Origin of the sequence: Azospirillum griseum (assembly GCF_003966125.1) — a bacterium.
GTDB lineage: Bacteria > Pseudomonadota > Alphaproteobacteria > Azospirillales > Azospirillaceae > Azospirillum > Azospirillum griseum.
Window position 1 is genome coordinate 147,371 of sequence record NZ_RXMA01000004.1, and the last position, 22,064, is coordinate 169,434.

Here is a 22,064-nt window from a genome sequence, read left to right on the forward strand (position 1 = left end):
ATCCCAGAGTTGGCATCCGTTTTGCTTAGAGACTGGCAACAACGTTCGCCTTCTTTTGGAGACCCCCGGCCATGAGCATCTTCGGTTCGATGACAACCGCCGTCCTCGGCTTGAGTGCACAGTCGAAGGCGCTTGGCCACATCTCGGACAACATCGCGAACTCGTCGACCATCGGTTACAAGCGGGTGGACTCGGCGTTTGAAACGATGGTCCTGCAATCGAGCCAGCGGCTGCATGCGCCGGGCGGCGTGACCGCCCAACCGGTCTTCATGAACAACATCCAGGGCAGCCTGACCCAGGTGCAAAGCCCGACCAACATCGCCATCCAGGGCCAGGGCTTCTTCAGCGTGTCGAAGCTGAGCACGCAAAGCACCACCTCCGGCACGGTGCAGACGCAGACCGGGACGCTCAGCGCCTCGGCCTCCTACTACACCCGTGCGGGTGACTTCGAACTGGACAAGAACCGCTATCTGGTCAACAGCGCGGGCTACGCGCTGAACGGCTGGGTGACGGACCCGGTGACGGGGCAGTTGAAGAAGGATCAGGTGGCCCCCATCCAGGTCAGCTCGCTGATCGACAAGCCGACCTCGACGTCGCAGATCGAACTGTCGGCCAACCTGCCCGCCACCCCGACCGCCGGGCAGAAAATTCCTGACTCCAGCATCCAGATCTTCGACACCCAGGGCAATCCCCGCACCGTCAATTTCAAATGGCGGCAGCAGGCGGGCAACGATTGGCGCATGGTGATCGACGCGCCCGGCTCCAACACGAAGCCGGTGGATGGGACCTTTGCCGGCTACCCGGCCACGGCAACGTTCGGCCAGAACATCGCCGGTGTGACGGCGATTTCCCAGGTCAACGCGGTGGTGATTTCCGGCCAGAACACCAACGGTCAGGACAATCTGCGCATCGGTGAAACCTACACGGTCACGGTGGACGGCACGAACTACAGCCTGAAGATCACATCGGACAACATCTCGTCGATCCGCACCTATTCGGGTCTGGCGGGTGCCCTGGCCAATCAGATCAACTCGGCCTCCCCGGCGGCCCCGGTGATGGCGACGGTCACGAACAACGTGATCCACGTCACCGCGCGCAACGCCGGCACGCCGTTCAAGATCAGCCAGAGCGTGAGCGGGGCCTCGCCGACCACCAACACCATCACCGGTCCGACCACCACGGCGGCGACCTCCACCGCCGGTCAGATCGACCGCTACTCCTTCCCGCAATCGCAGATCGACGTCGGCGACGTCTACCGGATCCGCGTGCAGGTTGGTGGTGCGGCCACCAGCACGACCCTGGCCGTCACCGTCACCGCGCAAACCTACTCCAACTACGCCAACATCACCGGCGTGGTGCAGGAGTTGGCCAACCGCATCAACGCGGCCGGGCTGGGCGTGACCGCGTCGGCCACCGGCGGTGTGTTGAGCGTCCAGAACAGCACGGCGGCGGGAACCATCACCGCGACGTCGAGCGGCGTCACCAACTCCAGCTCCGCCGCGAACACCATGACGGGCGTCTTTTCGACCGCCAACGTCGCCGGTGTGCGCCAGAGCCGCACGGTGACGCTGACCGGCACGCCGGGCGACGTCGGCACGCTGTATTCCCTGAGCGTCAACGGCACGCCCGTGACCTACAGCACCACCGGCGACGAGCTGTCGATGGAGGACATCACCGCCGCGCTGGCCAACAAGATCAACTCCAACACCTCGTTGCCGGTCACGGCCTCGGCGCAGGGTGGTGTCATCACCATCACCGCCAAAACCGCGACCGATCCGGCCTACACCCAAACGATGACCGGCACCGGGACCATCACCCTGGCGGGCGCGTCGGTGGTGGACATCGGCGACACCTACACCGTGACGGCGGGCGGCACCACCTATTCGCTGGCGATCACCGCCGCCAACCACGGGACCTATGGCACGCCGAACGCGGTCATGAACTACTTCGCCACGCAGATCAACGCGGCGGGCGGCACCGCCTCGGTGGCCGGCGGCGTGCTGACCGTGACCAGCGACGCGACCGCGACCGGCACGGTGACGAACACCACCGCGCAGCAATTCACCCTGGACCAGACCTGCGTGGCCGGGCAAACCCCCGCCCACATCGGCCTGACCTTCGGCAAGACCCCCGAGACGGTCGGCACGCTGACCAACATCTCCACGGCTCTGGTCGGCACCGGCACGGCGGTGAGCGCCGCCACCCAATCCGCCGGATCGGCCGCGAACGTCACCTTCACCGTGGATTACGGCTTTGGCGCGCAACAGGTCACGCTCAACATGGGCAAATACCAGAAGCCCGGCGGCCTGACCCAATACGCGGGTTCGGAAATCAACGTCACCCAACTGGTCCAGAACGGCGCGCCGCGTGGACAGTTCAAGGATGTGGTGTTCGGCGACAACGGCAACGTGCTGGTCAATTACGACAACGGCCGGTCGAAGGTGATCGCCAAGGTTCCGATCATCACCTTCAACAACCCGAACGCCTTGCAGCGTGAATCGGGCGGTGTGTTCCTGGAAAGCGAAGACGCGGGCAAGCCGAACTTCAACGATCCGGAAACCAACGGCGCCGGTGCGGTGATCGCCAACAGCACCGAAGGGTCTAACGTCGACATCGCCGATGAATTCACCAAGCTGATCGTGACCCAACGCTCCTACTCCGCGAACACCAAGATCGTGACGACGTCCGATGAAATGCTCCAGGAAGTCCTCAGCCTGAAGCGGTGATCGCGGTTTTTTGAACGCCTGAGGGGTGCAACTCAAAGAGTGCGTTTGATGGGAACGGCGGCCTTGCGCCGCCGAATCCCTCCCCCTGCCTGACGAAAGGTCAACGGCCATGTCCCTCTTCGGTGCCCTCAACAGCGCAACCGCCGGTCTGCGCACCGTCCAGACCAACGTCAAGCTGGTTTCGGACAACATCGCCCGGGCCGACGACGCCAACCGCACGCGCCACACCGCCCAACAGATGGTGGATGGCACCGGCCAGGTCGTCACCACCCAATACCGGCGCGAGGTGGACACCGCACTGCGTGGACAGGTCCAGGATCTGACGTCGCGCAACGGCGGGTCGGCGGTGCAATCGACCTACATGCAGCAGTTGGGCGACCTGCTGCGCACCACCAACGGCACCCCGCTCATCAACAGCTACGCCGACAAATTCCAAACGGCGTGGAGCACGCTGGCCGCCTCCCCCGAAAACGAAACGGCCCAATACCAGCTCGTCCAATCCGCCAACAACTTCGCGCGCGAAATCCAACGCGTGTCCGAAGGGGTGGAGCAGATGGACCGGGACATGAAAAAGGACATGGACAACTCCCTGTCCACGGTCAACGGCCTGCTGAAGCAGATCAACCAGATCAACAACGACATCGTGTCGCTGAAAAGCCAGGGGGCCGCCGGAAACGAGGTCGCCGACAAGCGCGACGGGTTGATCCGGGAGCTGAGCGCGTACATGAGCATCCGCACGGTGGACCGTCCGGATGGCCGCGTCGCCCTGTTCTCCCCGACCGGCCTGGCCCTGGTTGACGCCGAACCGGCAAGTCTTTCCTTCGATGGCGGCAATATCAACCTACAGGTCGGCAACAATGTCACCTCGATCAACGGCCACCTGAACGACGGCAAGCTGGGTGCCCTGCTGAAGATGCGGCAGGATGGGTCGCAATCCGATCCGCCCAAGCCCGCCAGCAGCGACCCGACCGCCGAGGTCATCCGCAAGCTGCGGTCCCAGCTGGATCAGTTCGCGTCCGCCTTCACCAGCGCGACCAAGGACGGGGAGCCGACCAGCTTCCGCGACGCCTACGACAACGCCACCGCCGCGTCGGGCGAACAGGCCAACCAGTTCTTCACCGGCACGGACCGCTTCACCATCGCGGTGAACGCTAAGCTGTTGGACGGAACGGCAAAAGTGAAGAAGCTGGCCATCGACGACGTGAACGACGCGATGAAGGCGACCGGGCGCAGCCTGACCGCCGACGGGCTGGCCCTGACCGACACGACCTATGCCGGGATGGCCAGCGCCATCACCGGCAACTGGATGGGCGCGGCCAAGGCGGTCAACGACAAGCAGGAGGGGGACAAATCGTCCCTCCAGCTTCTGACGGAGCGCTACCACTCCAACACCGGCGTGAACATCGACGAGGAAATCGCCAATCTCCAGCAGCTTCAAACATCGTATCAGGCTTCGGCACGAGTCATGCAAGTGGCCAATGCAATGTTTGATGCGCTGGAGGCTGTGGTCAGATGAGCTCGATAACGCAAGTAAGCAGCTACTCGCAGTATCTGAGTCTGGTCCGGAATCTGTCCAACGGCCAGAACAACGTGGATACGCTGTCGCAACAACTCACCACGGGCAAGAAGTCAACCGACCTCAACGCCTATGGCACCGACACGCAAAAGCTTCTGGACCTGCGCTCCGAAATGGCGCGGCGGGACAATTACATCCAGAACATCAACACCGCTGCCCCGCGTGTGCAGGCCACCGACAAGGTGCTGACCGCGCTGGAGAAGATGGCGTCGGACTGGCAGTCCAGCAACCTGATGCCCTTCCAGCCGGGTCCGGCCAGCATCACCTCGGCCTACAACGCCAACGCCGACGCCATGAAGGTCAGCGTCGACACCGCCAACTCGAAGTTGACCATTGGCGCGCGCTACACCGTGACGGCGATCCCCTCGCAGACCGGCAACAACGGCAGCTTCGACGTCACCGTCACCGACGGGTTGGGCGGCAAGACCACCCGCACGCTGAATCTGAAGACCACCCCGCCCAGCGACGGCAAGGGGTACAACTTCACCATGTCCGGCGGGCCGGGCGACGGCACGGTGCTGAATCTGAATTTCGACAAGCTGTCGGCGGCGTCCAACAGCAGCTTCACCGTGTCCTTTCCGCAGGCCGACCAGATGAAGGACCGGGCCGAGGGGGCCATGCGCGATATTCAGGAATACATGAACCAGCGCTTTGGCGACCGGTTCCTGTTTTCCGGCTCGCGCTATTCCCAGGAACCCGTCACCAACCTGATGGCGACCAAGCAGACCAGCAAGGTGACGTTCAACGGGGCCGTGACCAACACCGGCGACTATTACGAGGTGACGGTCAACGGCAAAACCTTCGGCTACCAGATCCAGTCGACCGATGCGAAAACCCTGACCTTCATCGCCCAGACGCTGAACACCCAGATCAACGCCGCCAGCCCGGCCCTGCCGATGACGGTGTCGACGGCCAACGGCATCATCACGCTGGTGGGCAACGATCCGGGGCAGACCTTCACCGTCTCGACCCGCGTGCAAAACGCGGCCACGGTCGAGAACTCGTCCGACACGGTGCAAACGACGCAGACCCCCACCGCCACCCTGCCGCAGATCCAGCGCTTCACCCTGAACGGGGCGAATGTGGACATCGGCGACACGTTCGAAATGGAAATCGCGGTCGGTGATCCCGACGATCCGTACAATCAGAAATACTACGCCCAATACCCGAACGAACCGAAGGATTTGCCCGCCTACCAGAGCTACAAGATCAGCTACACGGTGACGGACACGGATTTCGCGGCGGGAACCACGACGGTCAGCGCCGTGGCCGACAAGCTGCGCCAGCAGTTCGCCGCCGCGAAGCCCCAGCCACCCGTGACCATCGACGCCGTGGGCAGCGGTGCGGGCATCGGGCTGACCAGTACGGCCAATCTCGACCCCAACCACCCCAACCGGACGCAGCTGTTCTCCACCTCGGTCAAGGTGACGAACGGGTCGCTGGACAACACGGTCAGTGTTGCCACACTGCCGCCGGAAGCCGACGCCATCACCGATGTGCCGTACGTCGATCCACCGGACTTGCCCTTCTACGACTCCGAATATCTGACCAAGGGCAAGAACGCCGACGCCTACCGCAAATCCCAGGTCAGCATCGACGATGGTCTGAACCTCAGCTATGGCGTCAGCGCTGACGAAAAGGGGTTCCAGACCCTGGTCCAGGCGTTCCGCATGGCGCGTGTTGCGGCCACCCATCCCGGCAAATACGACGAGTACATCTCCAAGTCCCGTGAGCTGATGTCGCAGGCGAACGATCAGTTGCGCTCGATTCATTCAAAGGTCGCGTCGGACATGGCGACGTTGGAGGGCACCAAAACCACCCACACCGACGCCAACGCCACCCTGACCGAACGTGTGGCCAAGATCGAAGGCATCGACCAGACCGAAGTCGCCGCCCGGCTCAGCACATCAATGAACACGCTGCAAGCGGCCTACACCGTGGCAGGACAAACCAAACGTCTGTCGCTGCTGAACTATCTCTCCTGATGGGGTCTCCCCGTCAGGGTTGTTGGGCAAACCGCGCGACGACGACGGTGATGTTGTCGTGCCCACCGGCGGCGTTGGCCGCATCGACCAGGGCGGCGCAGGTCTCCGCCGGGTCTGTGGGTTGTTGCAGGATCCGGGCGATCATGCCATCCGGGACCATGCCATTCAGGCCATCGGAGCAAAGCAGAAGCACGTCATCGGGCAGCAGGGGGTGAACGACGACGTCCGGCTCCAAATCCTCCCCCGTGCCCAGCGCGCGCAGGATGATGTTGCGCTGCGGTGCCGTTCCGCGACCACCATTGTCGAGCCACGCCTGATAGAGGCTGTGATCCCGGGTCAACGCCTTCAACTCGCCATCCCGCAAGCGGTAGAGGCGGCTGTCGCCCGCGTGAAACACGACCATCTGCGGCAGGCCGGGAATCCGCCACACACCGACGGCGGTGGTTCCCATGCCCCGGCCATCGGCAAAACCGCGTTGACGGTTCAAGCCATGAATCCGTTGGTTGGCCAATTGGACGGCCGACCGCGCCACCACCACAGCGCTGCGCAAGGCCGGGTTGTGATCGGCGGGATTGGGCAAAGTCCTTTCGGAATCGGGCGGCGGCGGCGGCACCGCGTCGGGGGGAGGGGTAAAATCCTCCAAAAAGCGACCGATCACCTCGACCGCCGTCCGGCTGGCGATGTCGCCGCCCGCATGCCCCCCCATTCCGTCGCACACAACGGCAAAATCACCGGACGCGCCGATGCAAAAACTGTCTTCGTTCCGGGCGCGGGCGCGTCCGACATCGGTTTTTCCGGCGGCGATCAGGGAATAAGCGTCGCTGGGCATCGGCAAAAAAGAAGCTCCGGTACATCGCGCGAAGACGACCGCAGCCGTGCACACCGCCCGTTCACTGGCAACGTGTGGCCGCTTTGCCGATCATGGCGCATGGGTTGAAAAAGATACAGAGGCCTTTTTCGGCCACTCAGACGCTGATGTTGAGGTTTTGCCCACGCGTCGGCGTCACAGACCCACCGCCGGATGATCCGGCTTGCAACAGGGTCGTTGCAGCGGCGGCTTGCTGCTGGTTGTCTTGATTGAGGGTCTTCAGCCCAAAATCAAACTGGCTTTGCGCCTGACGAAGACTGATCGCCGCTCCTGCGGTGGAAGACGTCACATCGAACGCCATGATGGCCGCCATCCCCTTTTGGCATGATCTTCGTTCAGATCACCACATTGACCCGCGCCACGTTCGACCCAGCGGATGCGGGGTGTGTGGACACCGTGGTGAAGTGTGCCACATGGGCACCACCAGTGGAAGAGCCTGAAGCGCCTCCACCACCGGACGACCGGGGCGAAGCCCCCGGCTGCTCTTCGGTTCTGCCGACGGCGGCACCGCGCCCGCCCTGTTCGGTTCTGTTCGCATCCAAACCGATCGCTGTCGCGCGCTCCGCATCCTTTTCCTGCTGGCGCGCCTCTTTGTACTGCTTCAGCGCGGATTCCGTCGGGATTTGGGAGACGGTTTTGCCGTTTGCCGGATCGCGGTACTGCATGACCAGACGGGACGCGTCGGCGTCGTATGCGAAAGCAACCGTCGGGAAGCGGTTCACAAGCGGATCGGCCTGATCCTGTTGGGACAAAACCGGGGCCTCGGCCCCTTTCTCAGCGGCGTCACCGCTGCGGGCCGTCATGAAGGAAAACGACCGTGGGGCCGTTGATGTGGCGGATGCCACGTTCATGACGCGTTGATCCATCCCAGAAAAACCTAAGGGTCAATATACATAGAATGCAATGCAAAGTAAAGGCTTTGTTCACACTTATTCAGGATTGCACCCGAAACCCAACCACCCGCAATGGGTGGAGACGGTTGTTTTTCCATTGAAACAACAGGGATTCTTTCGGAAAGGCTTGCGTGGGCGAGGTGTCCCGCTTAACGCTATCCATCATGGCGACCATCACCGAAGCTTTGACCATCGCGCTTGATCTGCACCTTGCCGGGAAACTGGGGGAAGCGCAGGATCTCTACAGCCGCATCCTGGATGTGGACCCGGAACAGCCGGACGCGCTTCATTTTTTGGGCGTTCTGGCCGGTCAGATCGGCCAGCCGGAGGTTGGTCAACCGCTCATCGCGCGCGCCTTGGGGGTGCGTCCGGACGCGGCGGACATCCACGCCAACCATGCGAATCTGTTGCGGATGCTGAAGCGTCCGCAAGCGGCCATGACCGCCTACCGCCACGCCATTGCCCTGCGTCCCGATTTTGCCGAGGCCTGGGTGGATTTCGCCACCGTGTGCCGCGAAAACGGAAACGCCGATGGCGCGATCACGGCCTTGAACCGGGCGACTCGGTCCAACACCGGGTTGGCCGTGGCGCAGGAACGGTTGCTGTTGCAGCTGCACGAACGCGGCCGCCTTCGGCTTGAATCCGGAAACGCGTTGGCGGCGCTGCCGGACCTGTTTCGGGCGTCGGAACTGGCCCCCTTCAACGCCGATCTTGCCTTTCTGCTGGGCAACGCGCTGTACGCCACCGGTCTGCGCCGCGATTCGGTGAGCGCCTATCGTTTGGCCATCGCCCTGGTTCCGGATTTTCACTCTGCCGCGTTCAATCTTGGCATCGCGCTGGGAAAGATTGATCTTCTGGAACGCGCCGCGTCGGCCTTGCGAATGGCTGCCCGCATTGACCCGACGCATTTGGACGCGTTGGACAAGCTCACCATCACACTTTGTGCTCTGAACCAGGAGGATGAGGCCAACGTCTGGGCCGAAGCGCTGTTGGACCTGAAGAATCGGCTGGCTCTGGCCGACGCCCCCAAGAAGATCGCCCTGCCCGCGCAGCCGCAGGATCCGGAACGCCGCAACCGACAGGTGATTGCCTTCAGCCTGTGGGGAACCGATGAGCTTTACACCAAAGGCGCGGTTGCCAACGCCCATCTGACCCGCAGTCTGTTTCCTGGCTGGGAGTGCCGGATTTATCATGACAATTCGGTGCCGGTGCCGGTGCTGGATGAGTTGACCGCCGCCGGGGCTGATCTGGTGACCATGCCCCCGGACAGCGGCCCGACCATGGGACCCTATTGGCGATTTTTTGCCGCCAACGATCCGACCGTGACCCTCTTCCTGTGCCGGGATTGCGATTCGCGGTTGTCGGCAAAGGAGGTTCTGGCGGTGGAGGCCTGGATCCGATCCGGGTACCCGTTTCACATCATGCGGGATCATGTTCTGCACACGGAACTGATCATGGCGGGGATGTGGGGTGGCCGTGCCGGGCTGTTGCCCGACCTGTCGGCCTTGGCGGAGCGCTTTGCCCGCAGCACAGCGGACCGCTGGCAGGATCAACGTTTCTTGCGGCGCTGGGTCTGGCCGCTGATTCGCAATCACGCGCTGATCCACGACCGCACGCATCACCGCCACGGGATCGCCTTTCCCGATGGACCAAACGGCCCCCTGCCGGACCGGATCGGTTCCCGCATCGCCCCACCCTGATCGGTCAGGGCCTGGACGCGACCGCAATCACCCCCATCACCGGTTGACCGCTTTCCAACCGCAAACCGTCAACACGAAGGTCAAGCAGGGCAAATCCAACCTCGACCAACGCAGCGCGCAGATAGGACTCGCGATGGGCGTAGCGTCCATGGGTTCCAACGCGGTACGTCATGGCCGCGTCGTCGTCCTCCAGCCGCTCGACGGACAGAACCAACCGTCCCGATGGGCGAAGGGCCGCGAAGGCCGCCGCGAAGGCAGTGGCCAGATCCCCGAAGTAACAGAACACGTCCGCCGCGACGATCAGGTCATAGCGGTTGGGATTGGCCGCGAGGTGGGCCACCAACTCGCCCTCCTCCAAATGGTCATACAGCCCCCGCGCCCGGGCGCGCTCCAGCATGCCGCCTGACAGATCCACACCGGCAAGGCCGCGCGCGAAGGGTCGCAAGGCCGCCGCGCACAGGCCGGTTCCGCAACCGGCGTCCAGGATCTCCAACCCGGCAACCGGGGGTGGGCCGCTGGCGGCCACCGCTTCGGCCAGCAGGGCGGGCGCACGGTAGCCAAGCTCGTCCAGGCGGTTGTCGAACTCGGCGGCGAACAGATCGAAGGTCTGGCGGACATAGGCGTCCGGCGCGCGCGCTTCCATCGAATCGCCGACGATGGCCGATCCGATGTGGCGCGCCATCGGATTGTCGGGATGGTCAGACCGCCAATCGCGGGCCAGCCGGGCCGCCACCGGCGCGTCGCCCCGCTCGTGCAGCAGATACAGGGCGCTGGCGAAATTGTCGTGTCCATCGGCCCAATCGGGACGAATCGCCACCGCCCGGCGGTAGCCGAACGCGGCGTCGCGCAACCGGTCCTGATCCCGCCATAGATTGGCCTGGTTGTTCCAGGCTTCCGCATAGCCGGGATCGAGCGCCAGAGCCACGCGATAGCCGACCGCCGCCTCGGTCAATCCCCCCATCTGCCGCCAAACCGCCGCCAGATTGTAAAAGATCAGCGCCGCCTCCAACCCGGACCGCAGGGCCGCCCTGTACGCCGCCGCCGCCGCCGCCAAACCGCTGCGCGCGCGCAGAAGGTTGCCGAGGTTGTTGTGCGCGCTCGCCAGCGCCGGATCGACGGCCAGGGATGTTCGATACAGCGCCTCCGCCTCCGCCAGCCGTCCGGCCGAGGCCAAACGGTCGGCCTGGCGACACAGGCGCACGGCAACCGGTTCGATGGCGTTTCGGCGCATGGCCAGACGGGATGCGGCCATGGTGGTGTCTCCTGCAAACGGCAAAACAAATTCAATGGCATATTTACCGTGAACACCCGATGATGGCACTCCCTTTGGCGTCATGGGGCCGGAACGGGCAGAGCGGGGCATGAACACCAATTTTCTGACACAGGCCCTGACCCATCATCAGGCGGGTCGCTTTGGCGAGGCCGAGGATGGGTATCGCACGGTTCTGGCCACCGATCCGAAACAGCCCGACGCCCTGCATCTTCTGGGCGTGCTGTGCCTGCAGACCGCCCGGACCGAAGAGGCGACCGATCTGATCGAACGCGCCATCACCGAAAACCGCGACGTGGCGGATTATTGGGACAATTACGGCTCGGCGTTGGCCATGATGAAGCGCCCGGCCGACGCCGCGCGCGCGCACCACAACGCGGTGCTGCTGAACCCGATGGGGCCGCAGTTCCGGCACAATCTGGGCAACGCCGCCGCCGCCCTGGGCCGTCACGACGTGGCGCAACGGTCGTTCGCAACGGCGGTGGCCCTGCGACCGGACTACGCCAAGGCCTGGTACAATCTGGGGAACACCGAACGCGCGCTTGGCCGACTCGAGGCGTCGATCACCGCCCTGTCCAACGCCGTCCATCTGACACCCGGCATGGTGGAGGCGCACAACAATCTGGGCGACGCGCTGGCCTTGACCGGTCGACTGCGCGAAGCCGTCCACCAGCACCGGATCGTGGTGGCCCAACGCCCCAACGACGCCACCGCGCATTACAATCTCGGGGCCGCGCTCCAGCAGATGGGAGCCAACGAGGGGGCGGAGATCGCCTATCGGGAGGCGCTGAAGCGCCAACCGCGCCATGCCCCGGCCCTGAACAATCTGGGCACGGTGTTGCGGCGACTGGGGCGCGCCGACCAGGCCGAGATTTGCCACCGGCAGGCGTTGGAGTTGCACCCGGATTTTGTCGAGGCCCGTTACAACCTCGGCAACGCCTTGCAGGCTCTGGGGCGGTTCAAGGAAGCCGAAGCCTGCTTCGAGGACGCGCTGGCCCAGGAACCCGATCTGGCCACCGCCGCCTACAATCTGTCGCTTCTGGCCTTGCGCCATGGCGATCTGGCACGCGGATGGTCGGGCTACGGCCGACGCTTCGCGGCGGGCGAGGTGCGGCCAAACCGCAGCATCGCCGCGCCGCTGTGGACCGGGCAAGGGTTGCAGGGGCAGCGGCTGTTGGTGTGGCGGGAACAGGGGATCGGCGACGAGATCCTGTTTGCCTCCTGCTACCCCGATCTGCTGGCCTGGAGCGGTGGCAAGGTCACGATCGAGTGTGATCCACGGCTGGTCACGCTGTTTCAACGCTCATTCCCGCAAGCCACGGTGCGGGCGGAAAGCTGCACGCCGGACGCGCGGGAAACCATCGTTCCGCCCGATTGTGACCTTCAGGTTCCGGCGGGCAATCTGCCGGTGTTCCTGCGCCGCGATCTGTCATCCTTCGACTCCCCATCGCCATGGCTGAAGCCCGATCCGCAGCGTGTGGACCATTGGCGCGCCAGAGTGGACGCGCTGGGACCGGGCCTGAAGGTCGGCATCGGCTGGCGCAGCCAGTTGATGACAGCGGAGCGACGAAGCGCTTACACCCGCCTGGACCAATGGGGGCCATTGTTCGCGGTCCCCGGTCTTGTCTTCGTCAATCTGCAATATGATGAGTGCGCTGAGGAAATCCGCGACGCCGAACAACGGTTCGGCGTGCGGATCCATCAATGGTCCGATTTGGATTTGAAGGATGATTTCGAATCCGCAGCGGCGCTGACCGCCAATCTGGATTTGGTGATTTCCCCGGCGATGTCGGCGGGCGAATTGGCCGGCGCGCTGGGGGTGCCGGTCTGGCGCTTCGGCGGACGGGACTGGACCCAGTTGGGCACCGCTGTGCGGCCATGGTTCCCATCCATGACCCTGTTCCAACCCAAAGCGGGCGAAGGGTTGGATCATGTCCTGTCGGACATGGCGCGCACGCTGCGCCGCATGGTGGACCCTGCGCCCAATCCACCGTTCAATCCGGTGTCCATCGACGGCCTGTTGAACAGCGCGATCGGTTGGCACCGCCAAGGCCATGGCGACGAGGCCCAATCCGCCTACCGCCGGATTCTGGCGCTGGATCCGTCCCATGCAGACGCCTTGCATTTGTTGGGACTGATCGCGCATCAGACCAACGAGGTGGCGCAAGCCCGCCGCCTGATTGGAACCGCGTTGCGGGTCAGCGCGCATTTTCCGACCGCCTGGAATCATCTGGGTCTGGTGTTTGAAGCCGAAGCCAACCGGCACGCCGCCACACGCGCGTTCCAGACCGCCCTGGCGCTGTCCCCCAATTTTCCGGAAGCCTTGACCCATCTGGGGTTGGCCCGCCAGAACGCCCAACGCTTCGACGAGGCGCACCGTCTGCACGCGCGATCCATCCGGCTGTTGCCGGACAATCACGCCGCACACACCAACATCGGCCATTTGTGCGAGTTGAAGGGGCGCTTTGCCGAAGCGAACGCCCATTACCGACGCTCGGCGGCCCTGCGCCCCAACAGCCCGGATTCACAGAACAACCTCGCCACCATGGCGATGTTGGCCGGAACACCGGCACAAACCCGCCAATTCCTGGAACGCGCGCTGCGCCTTGCCCCTGGTTTTCCCCTGGCCTCCTGGAACCATGGGCTGCTGGCGCTGGCCGATGGCGACCTGTCCACCGGGTGGGCGGGCTACAAACAGCGCTTTTCCGCCCGCCAATTGCAACGCGCGCGCCGCATCCCGCGCCCGCAATGGACGGGCGAGGCGCTGGGCGGGCGTCGCCTGCTGGTGTGGAGCGAACAGGGCGTTGGCGACGAGATCCTGTTTTCCTCCTGCTTCAACCGCTTGGAGGGTCTCGACGGACCCGTCACCATCGAATGCGACCGACGTCTGGTTCCTCTGTTCACGCGCTCATTCCCATGGGCGACCGTCCGCGAGGAAAGCATCGATTCGACAGGGCAGGAAAGGATTGACCCGCCCGACTGCGATCTTCAGGCCCCCGCCGGGGATCTGCCCGCGCTGTGCCGCGCAGGTCTGGCGGATTTTCCGGATCGGATGGCGTGCCTCGTCGCCGACCCGGCGCTGATCGAGCGTTGGCGGGACCGGGTGGCTGCCCTGGGCGATGGGCTGAAGATCGGCCTGGGATGGCGCAGCCAGGTGATGACCGCGCAGCGGCAGGGGGCCTACACGGCCTTGGCCGATTGGTCCGCGCTGTTCGATGTGCCGGGGGTCCAGGTCATCAATCTTCAATATGGGGATTGCGCCGCCGAAGTGGATGCCCTGGAACGGCAAGGCCGTCGGTTGCACCAGTGGGCGGATTTGAATTTGAAGGATGATTTTGACGGTGTGGCGGCCCTGATGCGGAATCTGGATTTGGTGATCTCGCCCGCCATGGCGGTGGGGGAGTTGGCGGGGGCGCTGGGCGTGCCCGTGTGGCGGGTGGGCAACCGGGATTGGACGTGGTTGGGGACAGCGGTGCGCCCGTGGTTCCCGTCCATGCGGCTGTTTGCGGCGCGCAGCGGTGAAACGCTGGCCGACGTGGCAAACACGACCGTCCGCCATCTGGCCAAACTTGGCGCGGCGCAGGGCCGGATCTGATGGCGACCGTCGCCGAAGCCCTGTCCTACGCCCTTGATCTTCATCAGAGCGGGCGTTTCGACGAAGCCGAAGAGCTGTACGGCCGGATTTTGGCGGCCGACGGGGACAACGCCCAGGCCCTTCATCTCTTTGGCCTGCTCGTGGCCCAGCTTGGCCGGTTGGACGAGGCCGACGGTCTGTTGCGCCGCGCCACCGTCGCCGCGCCGCTGTCCGCCGAGCCGTTTGTCAACCACGGCAAGGTGTTGCGGGCGTTGGGGCGGCCGGATGACGCCTTGGCGCGCTTTCACCGCGCGATCGCCCTGACCCCGGCCCTGACGGACGCGTTGGAGGGGGCGGGACACGCGCAGCGCGAGCGGGGCGACCATGCCAAAGCGGCGGTTGGCTACGGTCGCGCCGCGCTGAGCGGCGGGTCCGCGTCCCTGTATTATCATTGGGGGGTGGCGCTGGATTGCGATGGGCAGCCCGAACGCGCGGCCCATCCCCTGCGCGAGGCGGCGGCGCGCGACCCGCTGTCCGGGATGGTGGCGGCGCGGTTGGCCTCACTTCTGCACCGTCTGAACGACAACGCCGGGGCGGCGCACTGGTATCGTTGGGCGGTGGCCCTGCGGCCCGACCACGCTGACGCGCTGCACAATCTTGCGGTTCTGGCGCGGGTAGCCGGGGCTTTGCCGGTGGCCGTCCGCCGTTTCGGCTGGGTCGCCCGTTTGATGACCGATCCAACAGAAGCGCTGCGGAGCGAAGCCGCCACCTGGCTGGAGCTGGGCTTGGCCCACCGCGCGGAAAAGCGCCTGGCCGAAGCGGTGGATGCGTTGAGCCGGGCGGTGGTCCTGGCTCCGCTCGATGTCGACGCACAGGACGCGTTGGCCCTGACGCTGTTCGAAATGGGGCGCTTTGCCGACGCCTGCGTGGCCTATCGGCGCGTGGTGATGCTGGATCCGGCTGCGCTGGGTGGTCATTACAACGCCGCCCTGGCCGCCAAGAATCTGGGACAGATCGCCGAGGCCATGGTCGGCATGCGCATCGCCAGCCGCATCAGCGATGCCCCGTGGATTCACAGCGCCCGGCTGGTGACGTCCCTGTTGCTGCCCGACCTGACGAACGGTCTGCTCGACGACGAGGTCGAATCCTGGCGCGAGCGGTTTGGCCGCAACGTCGGATCGGGCGACGATGCCCCGTCGCTGCCACGCCCGGCCATTCATGGCCGTCCGCTGCTGGTCGGCTATGTCTCCAACTATCTGCATCCGGGGAACCGGCTGCTCGATCAGGTGGCCCCGCTGCTGCACGCCCACGACCGCAACGCCGTGGTTCCCGTGATTTACGGCGACGTCCCGTTCGATTCGCCGGTGCTGGCCGACATGCGCAGCATGGCCGATGGTTGGCGCGACACGCGGGGGATGGACGACGACGCTCTGGCCGACCAGATCCGGGCCGACGGCATCGACGTGCTGGTCTGCCTGATCGGTCACACCAGCGGCCAGCGCATGGGGCTGTTCACCCGCCGCCCCGCCCCGCTTCAGGTCAGCTTTCACGGCATGACCGCCACCGGGGTGGATGGCATGGATGTCTGGTTGACCGATTCGGTCCTGCACCCGGACGACACCACCGAGCGTTTCCGGGAAAAGCTGGTCCGTCTGCCTCATTTCTTCCTGTTCCGCCCGCCGGGCCGGAAATTCCCGCTGATGCCGCCGCCGCGCGGCTGGAACGGGGTTGTCACCTTCGGCTCCTTCAATCTGGACGCCAAGATCAACCGCCGGGTCATCGCCCTGTGGTCGCGCGTGCTGCACGCGGTTCCCGACTCCCGCCTGATGCTGAAGTCGCGCGGCAGCGGGTTGGCCGATCATCTGGGACGGTCGCGCATCGCCGAGGCGTTTGCCGAGCATGGCATCACGGGCGAGCGGCTGATCCTGCTCGCCCCCGCCGTCAGCCACGAGGAGCATTTGCGCCAGCATGAAGGGGTGGACATCGCGCTGGATCCCTTCCCCTATGGTGGCTGTCTGACCAGCTACGACGCCTTGAGCATGGGGTTGCCGGTGGTGACGCTGGCCGGGGAGCGCTTCATCGGGCGGATGACCGCGTCGCTGCTGCACAGCCTGGGACGGCCCGAATGGGTGGCGCACAGCGAAGACGACTATGTCGAATTGGCGAAGTCACTGGCCGAGGATCATAAGACCTTGTCGAGCATTCGCATGAGCCTGCGTGACGAAATTGCGGCCTCGCCTTTGTGCGACGCAGCGTCGCACGCGCGCGCCATTGAAGACGTTTTTCGCATGGTTTGAGGGGGGCACACGAAAGATTGGGGTTGTTTGCCGCCCGCGATGGGTGAACACTGGTGTCATCGGCCTGCCACATTCGGGCACGCGCCGACTGGACCAGAGGGAGAGCAATTCCATGCACACCGATGCTCGTCTTACGTCCCTGCAAGAAAAACACATGCGCCTTGATCGCGCGATCCTTGACGAAGAAAAGCGCTCCAGGCCGGACGAGACCCAGGTGAAGCGCCTTAAGCTTGAAAAGTTGCACGTCAAAGAAGAAATGGACCGCCTGTCCAAGGTCCGCAACTTGAACTGATTCCCCCCAAACGCACAATCCCATCAACAATGAACGCCGGGTGGGCCATCGGTCCACCCGGTTTTTCATGTCTGAAAGGTCAGCAAAAGCGCCGGGGCGCGGTCACACCGGCGGGATGTAGTTCGGCATCAGCTTGGCCTGATCGCCGACATAGACCATGCAACGGGCGTCCTGGTTCAGGAAGAAATAGACCTTGCCCGGTTCCCGCTTTTTCTGCGGATCCTCCAGATTGGCCCCGCCGGAAAAGGCGACGCCAAAGCGCCGGTCGGGCGTGACCGCCCAATAATAGCCATCGCTGATCTGCCGGAAGGTGCCCGCCATGCAGGCCTGCGTCAGCGCCTTGTCGTAGGTCGCCAGCCCATCCAGGCCCTTGGGCAATTTGTAGACCGCCCGCGCCGGGGCGTATTGGATGCGCGGCGACAGCGTGCGCGGCGGCAGGGAGCGGTAGAGCATGTGGCGGTTGGTCGGCGGCCAATCGGTTTTGGGAATGTCATCGGCCAGCGCCCCGGCCAGGGGAATCCCCAAAGCCAGCAGCCCCACCATCGCCCCAACCAACGCCCGCCCCATGATGCCAACCCCGCATGATGATCGCCACAGAGCATAAAACTGTGACGGCCATCACACATTACCAGATCGACATACGCGACGCACCGGCCTCAACGCACTCCCTCAACGAACCGATGGGTTGTTGGCGACGAAGGCGAAATAGGGCAGACGGCGCACCGCGTCGGCCACCATCAGATAGGCGACGACGAAGGCCACCAGCGAGCTGAGGAAATAGCCGTAGCCGTACCAGGCAAAGCCCATGTCGCTGAACAGCAGGGTGAAGCCGCCGTTGCCCAGCAGATAGAGCGTCTGCACCGCCAGATTCCGCCGCCGCAGGTCGAAATAGGCCAGGATCACCGTGCAGAACAGGAACATCGCCTGGAAAAACGCGCCCAGCACGCCGAAGCGGAACATGCCGATCTGCTGGTAATGCAGCCCCAGCGCGCCGACGATGGCCGGGGCGGAGAAGATGGTCACGGCGCACATCGCCCCTTGCAGAATCACCAGATTGCGGCAGCTGTCCAGCAGCGCGCCGATGATGGAGCGGTGGTTGCGGGCGATCTGGTCGTAGGTCGCGTGTTGTTGGATGTCGCGGTAAAAGCCCTGGTAATGCTCGAAAAACCGGGTTTCGATGTTGACGGTGAACAGGGTCAGCGCGGGCAGGATGGTCAGATAGGCCACGAACATGGCGCTGTCGTAATCGGTGTAGATCACCATCGCGCCGGACACGATTTCCCGCTCCGGCACGAACCACATCACCCATTTGTCGGACCACACCGCCAGATTGGCGACCAACCCGATCAGGGCCAAATCCCAATAGCGGCGGAAATAGGCCAGAAAGGCGAACAGCCGCGCCACCTTGTAAGGGTATTCGGCGAAGACCCGCGCGATCAGGCCGAATTGGATGCTGGCCAACCCCAGGGAAAAGCCCCAGACCATCCCCGCCCCGCCAAAAAAGGCCCCGAGCAGCGCCGTCGTCACCACGCCGATGACCATGCCAACGCCAAAGGCGACGGTGACGGACAAATAATCTTTCAAGGCGGACAGGAAGATCGACACCACCCAGATGCCGCAGACCAGAAAGAAATTCACCAACCCGCCGACCATCACCGCCGTCGGCAACCCGCTGAACCAAATGTAAAAGGGACCGGCGGTCAGCGCGGCGATGGCGTATCCCAGACCCAGCGTCGCCAGCAGCATGCCGGGGGCGGCGTCCACCTCCTTGGAATAGATGGCATCGGCCAGATAGCGGGTGGCGACCAGCACCAGCGGCCCGGTGAACACCACCGAAAAGCAGAAATTGTAGATGACGACGACGCGGAAGAGCGCCAACTCCTCCGCCGCCACCAGATCACGGCCCAGCAGGTTGATCCCGGCCAGCGCCAGAATGGTGAACATCCAGGGGCCGGAGGTGATGAAGGCCGAATGGGCGTAGCCCTGCAACACCCCCAGCAGATCGTCGCGCCGCGCCAGTTTGCGCAGGGCAAAACCAATGCCCGCCATCAGGCCCCCTCCCCCAACCCGGCCGCGAACCCGGCAAAGCCCGCCTCGAACAGGGTTGGCCGGTCGGCCTTGGCGATGTGCTCGTCGTAGATGGCGCGGTAAATGCGGTCGATCTCCACCTTGTCGTAATAGCGGGCGACGCGCTTGGCGATGGCCTCGCCGCACTTCTCCCGCCAGGGGCGATCCAGCAGCAGGGCGCGCAGCTCCCGCGCGGTGTCGAGCGGGCTGGCCAATGGCGTGATCGCCCCGCCCGCCCCCAGCGGCGGATCCTCGTCCGGGCGGCCCAACAGCAGTTCCGAGCAGGATCCGACGTCGGTCGCCACGCTGGGCACGCCGGAGGCTCCGGCCTCCAGAATCACCAGCGGTTGGGCTTCGCTGACGCTGGTCAGGGCGATGGCGTCCACCCGCCCCAGCCAGTCGGTCAGCTTGACCCGCCCGGCAAAGATCACCGTGTCCTCCAACCCCAGATGCTTGACGATGGTCCGGCACTCCTCGACATAGCCGGGGTCCTCCTCCAGCGGGCCGAGGATCATCGCCTTCACGTCGGGGATGTCCTCGCGCAGGATGCCGGCGGCGCGGATGTAGGTCTTGACGTCCTTGATCGGCACGACGCGCCCGATCAGCGCGATGGTCGGCGGGCGCGCTGCGGTGTCGCGCGCGACCTTCGAATAGCCGTCGTAATCGATGCCGTTGGGAACGACCTTCAGCTTGGCCGGGTCGGCCCCCTGGCGCCGCTGGAACTCCTGGTTGCCGCCATACAGGGTGAAGATCTTGTCGCAGGCGTCGTAGCAGGCCTTGGAGTAGCTGGCGAAGGTGTCGAGCCACAAATCGCGCAAATCGCGCTTCTTCTTGTCGAGCGCCAGCGAGGTGTCGGCCCCCTCGAACAGCCATTCGGCCATCAGGATTTCGATGCGGCGTTCGTTGGTGTAGATCCCGTGTTCGGTCAGCACCGCCGGGCGGCCGGTTTCCAGCACCGCGCGCGCGGCGAACAACCCGGCGTAGCCGGTGGAAATGGCGTGGTAGACCTTGCAGCGCGGCATCGGGGCCAGCATGGTGGCGAACAGGCCGCTCATCAGCGCCCGCGATCCCCAGAAATACTCCAGAAAGGACGCGTCGGGCAGCGTGGCCCGGCACATCCGCACCGCCATGTGAAACGCCTCTTCGGAATTCAGCAGGACACGCCGCCCGGCCCGACCGCCCGCGCTGTTCAGCAGCCGCAGCACCTCGGCCACCTCGGGCAGGCCGCCGCCCTGCTGCAACTGGCGCAAGGGCTGCTCCAGCGTTGCCAGAAAGCGTTTGGTTCCCGGCATCCAGCGCCAGCCGGGGGCGGGGTCCTGCAAATAGACGTGGGTCAAACCGGTGACGTTCGACGGCAGGTCATAGGCCAGCTTGCGGGCGTTGCGGTCGGCCACCAACGCCACGACGTGAAAGGTCAGGTCGGCGTGCGATTTGATGAGGTCGTGCGTCCAGGTCGACACCCCGCCCGCGACGTAGGGGTAGGAGCCTTCCATCAGCAGGCAGACATCGGCGACCGGGGCCGCGCGCCCCTCCGGCAGCGGCGGCTTGACCGGCGTCTTGGCGTCGGCCTTTTTGGCGTGTGCCGCCATCAGGCCGCCTCCCGCACCGACAGATCGTCGGGCTGGTCGGCGCTGTCGCGCCACAGGGTGAAGACGTCGCGCAGGGTGTCGGGCATGGCCACCCCCTCCCCCAGCAGATCGGCGCGGCGCTGCGGCAGGGCGCGCAGATCGGCGTAGCGCTTCAGCCGGAACAGGCTTTCGGCGTACCAGAACAGGATGCGGCGGTCGGTGGCGCGGTCGATCAGGGGTTCCAGCCGCAGCGCCGCTTCCTCCGCCAAGCCGCAACGCAGCAGCAGACGGCCCAGATCGTGGCGGATCTCGTCGTCGTCGGGGGCAAGGTCCAGGCAGCGGCGGTAGCCGTCCAACGCCTTGTCCCGGATTTCCGCCTCGCGGTTGCTGTCGAGCAAGCCGCAGAAGGCGTAATTGTCCAGATGCCGGGCCAGCTCCGCCCGCGTCGCCACCGCGTCGGGGTTGGTGCGGACGGCGTTGTCCAGCGTCTGCCAACGCCCGTTGAACTCATGCTCCACCCGCGCGGTGGCGGTGGCGGCCTGGACGCGCACCGACGGGTCGGCGTCGCCCAATCCGGCTTTCAGCGCCGGGGTGAAGGCCGGGCGGAAATGGCGGGCGACGAGCGCGATCACCGCCTGTTTCTGCTGGGGCGTGCCGACCGACATCACGTCGGTGAAGGATTCCCCGGCGGCGAGGTGGGCGGTTTCGCGGCCCGAGACGATCAGCTCATACAATTCCTGCGCCGGTTCGATCTCGCTTTCCGGGAACAGCGACAGATACCAATCCTGGAAGCCGGTGGCGTAGCGGCGGAACAGCGCGTGCAGCCCGGTGGTCAGCAGGGTGAAGAGCGGCCCGAGCGGCCCCAGGACCGGCGTCGTCACCAGCATCAACCCGGCCAGCCGCAGATCCCGGCCCTTGCGGGCACGGGCGCGCACCCACAGGATCAGGGCGGCGCACAGCAGCGCATGGCCCAGCAACCCGCCCAACCGCGCCAGCGTTTCCGGGGCCAACTCCGCCCCGCCCAACGACAAGCCCAACGACAAGCCCATCAACAAGCCCATCGATGGATCCAGCGGCAACGCTTCGGGGGCCAGCACCAGGGCCGTCGTTGCCAATTCGCCGATCAGGGCCAAAATCCCGACCGCCACCAGCCCGCCGGTGCCGGGATCGGGCGCTTGGGCCAGCACATTGTCGCTCACGGGGCCGCCTCCCCGGTGTTGCGCTGCGCCGGTGCGGGGTGGTGGCGCG

At 65.0% G+C, this 22,064-nt stretch carries 15 protein-coding genes; 7 read left to right on the forward strand and 8 right to left on the reverse strand.

Translation table 11 applies throughout. The features are described from left to right. Positions 1 to 71: 71 nt before the first annotated feature. From EJ903_RS06535 to EJ903_RS06545, 3 genes are all read left to right on the forward strand, one after another. Positions 72 to 2,726, forward strand: coding sequence for a flagellar hook-basal body complex protein (locus EJ903_RS06535; protein ID WP_126613302.1), 2,655 nt, complete (start codon positions 72 to 74; stop codon positions 2,724 to 2,726). Positions 2,727 to 2,835: 109 nt separating this feature from the next. Then, positions 2,836 to 4,242: a flagellar hook-associated protein FlgK gene (gene flgK, locus EJ903_RS06540; RefSeq protein WP_126613304.1), complete on the forward strand. Its 1,407-nt coding sequence runs from the start codon at positions 2,836 to 2,838 to the stop codon at positions 4,240 to 4,242. Next, complete coding sequence (locus tag EJ903_RS06545) at positions 4,239 to 6,287, forward strand: flagellin (RefSeq protein WP_126613306.1); 2,049 nt, start codon at positions 4,239 to 4,241, stop codon at positions 6,285 to 6,287. The genes flgK and EJ903_RS06545 overlap by 4 nt, the downstream gene beginning before the upstream one ends. 13 nt (positions 6,288 to 6,300) lie before the next feature. On the opposite strand, the gene EJ903_RS06550 is transcribed toward EJ903_RS06545, so the two are convergent. The 3 genes from EJ903_RS06550 to EJ903_RS06560 form a co-directional block, all read right to left on the reverse strand. Beyond that, positions 6,301 to 7,116 carry a PP2C family protein-serine/threonine phosphatase gene (locus EJ903_RS06550; protein ID WP_126613308.1) on the reverse strand — a complete coding sequence of 272 codons (816 nt, stop codon included), beginning with the start codon at positions 7,114 to 7,116 and terminating at the stop codon, positions 6,301 to 6,303. 136 nt (positions 7,117 to 7,252) lie between these two features. Next, positions 7,253 to 7,456 carry a hypothetical protein gene (locus tag EJ903_RS06555; RefSeq protein WP_126613310.1) on the reverse strand — a complete coding sequence of 68 codons (204 nt, stop codon included), beginning with the start codon at positions 7,454 to 7,456 and terminating at the stop codon, positions 7,253 to 7,255. A 34-nt stretch (positions 7,457 to 7,490) separates the two neighbouring features. Then, a complete protein-coding gene (locus tag EJ903_RS06560; protein WP_126613312.1) occupies positions 7,491 to 8,006 on the reverse strand; it encodes a hypothetical protein in 516 nt (171 codons plus the stop codon). Between the two features lie 206 nt (positions 8,007 to 8,212). Here EJ903_RS06560 and EJ903_RS06565 point away from each other — a divergent pair, with 206 nt between their 5' ends. Next, complete coding sequence (locus EJ903_RS06565) at positions 8,213 to 9,748, forward strand: tetratricopeptide repeat protein (protein WP_126613314.1); 1,536 nt, start codon at positions 8,213 to 8,215, stop codon at positions 9,746 to 9,748. A gap of 4 nt (positions 9,749 to 9,752) precedes the next feature. Here the strand turns inward: EJ903_RS06565 and EJ903_RS27980 are convergent, their stop codons facing one another. Continuing rightward, the gene (locus tag EJ903_RS27980; protein WP_126613316.1) at positions 9,753 to 11,000 is read right to left on the reverse strand and encodes a methyltransferase domain-containing protein; all 1,248 of its coding nucleotides are present in this window, start codon (positions 10,998 to 11,000) and stop codon (positions 9,753 to 9,755) included. 109 nt (positions 11,001 to 11,109) lie between these two features. On the opposite strand from EJ903_RS27980, the gene EJ903_RS06575 reads away from it, so the two are divergent. From EJ903_RS06575 to EJ903_RS06585, 3 genes are all read left to right on the forward strand, one after another. Next, positions 11,110 to 14,613, forward strand: a complete 3,504-nt coding sequence (locus EJ903_RS06575) for a tetratricopeptide repeat protein (RefSeq protein ID WP_126613318.1) — start codon at positions 11,110 to 11,112, stop codon at positions 14,611 to 14,613. Further along, positions 14,613 to 16,889, forward strand: a complete 2,277-nt coding sequence (locus EJ903_RS06580) for a tetratricopeptide repeat protein (RefSeq protein ID WP_126613319.1) — start codon at positions 14,613 to 14,615, stop codon at positions 16,887 to 16,889. Before EJ903_RS06575 ends, EJ903_RS06580 begins: the two co-directional genes overlap by 1 nt. 112 nt (positions 16,890 to 17,001) lie before the next feature. Further along, positions 17,002 to 17,181 (forward strand): YdcH family protein, encoded by a 180-nt coding sequence (locus tag EJ903_RS06585; protein ID WP_126613320.1) that lies wholly within the window; start codon positions 17,002 to 17,004, stop codon positions 17,179 to 17,181. 102 nt (positions 17,182 to 17,283) lie between these two features. On the opposite strand, the gene EJ903_RS06590 is transcribed toward EJ903_RS06585, so the two are convergent. From EJ903_RS06590 to EJ903_RS06605, 4 genes are all read right to left on the reverse strand, one after another. Next, positions 17,284 to 17,748 (reverse strand): hypothetical protein, encoded by a 465-nt coding sequence (locus EJ903_RS06590; RefSeq protein WP_126613321.1) that lies wholly within the window; start codon positions 17,746 to 17,748, stop codon positions 17,284 to 17,286. Positions 17,749 to 17,850: 102 nt separating this feature from the next. Beyond that, positions 17,851 to 19,230: an exopolysaccharide Pel transporter PelG gene (pelG, locus tag EJ903_RS06595; RefSeq protein ID WP_126613322.1), complete on the reverse strand. Its 1,380-nt coding sequence runs from the start codon at positions 19,228 to 19,230 to the stop codon at positions 17,851 to 17,853. Next, the gene (gene pelF / locus EJ903_RS06600; protein ID WP_126613323.1) at positions 19,230 to 20,837 is read right to left on the reverse strand and encodes a GT4 family glycosyltransferase PelF; all 1,608 of its coding nucleotides are present in this window, start codon (positions 20,835 to 20,837) and stop codon (positions 19,230 to 19,232) included. Before pelF ends, pelG begins: the two co-directional genes overlap by 1 nt. Further along, positions 20,837 to 22,015 (reverse strand): hypothetical protein, encoded by a 1,179-nt coding sequence (locus EJ903_RS06605; RefSeq protein WP_246015252.1) that lies wholly within the window; start codon positions 22,013 to 22,015, stop codon positions 20,837 to 20,839. The genes pelF and EJ903_RS06605 overlap by 1 nt, the downstream gene beginning before the upstream one ends. Positions 22,016 to 22,064 lie beyond the last annotated feature (49 nt).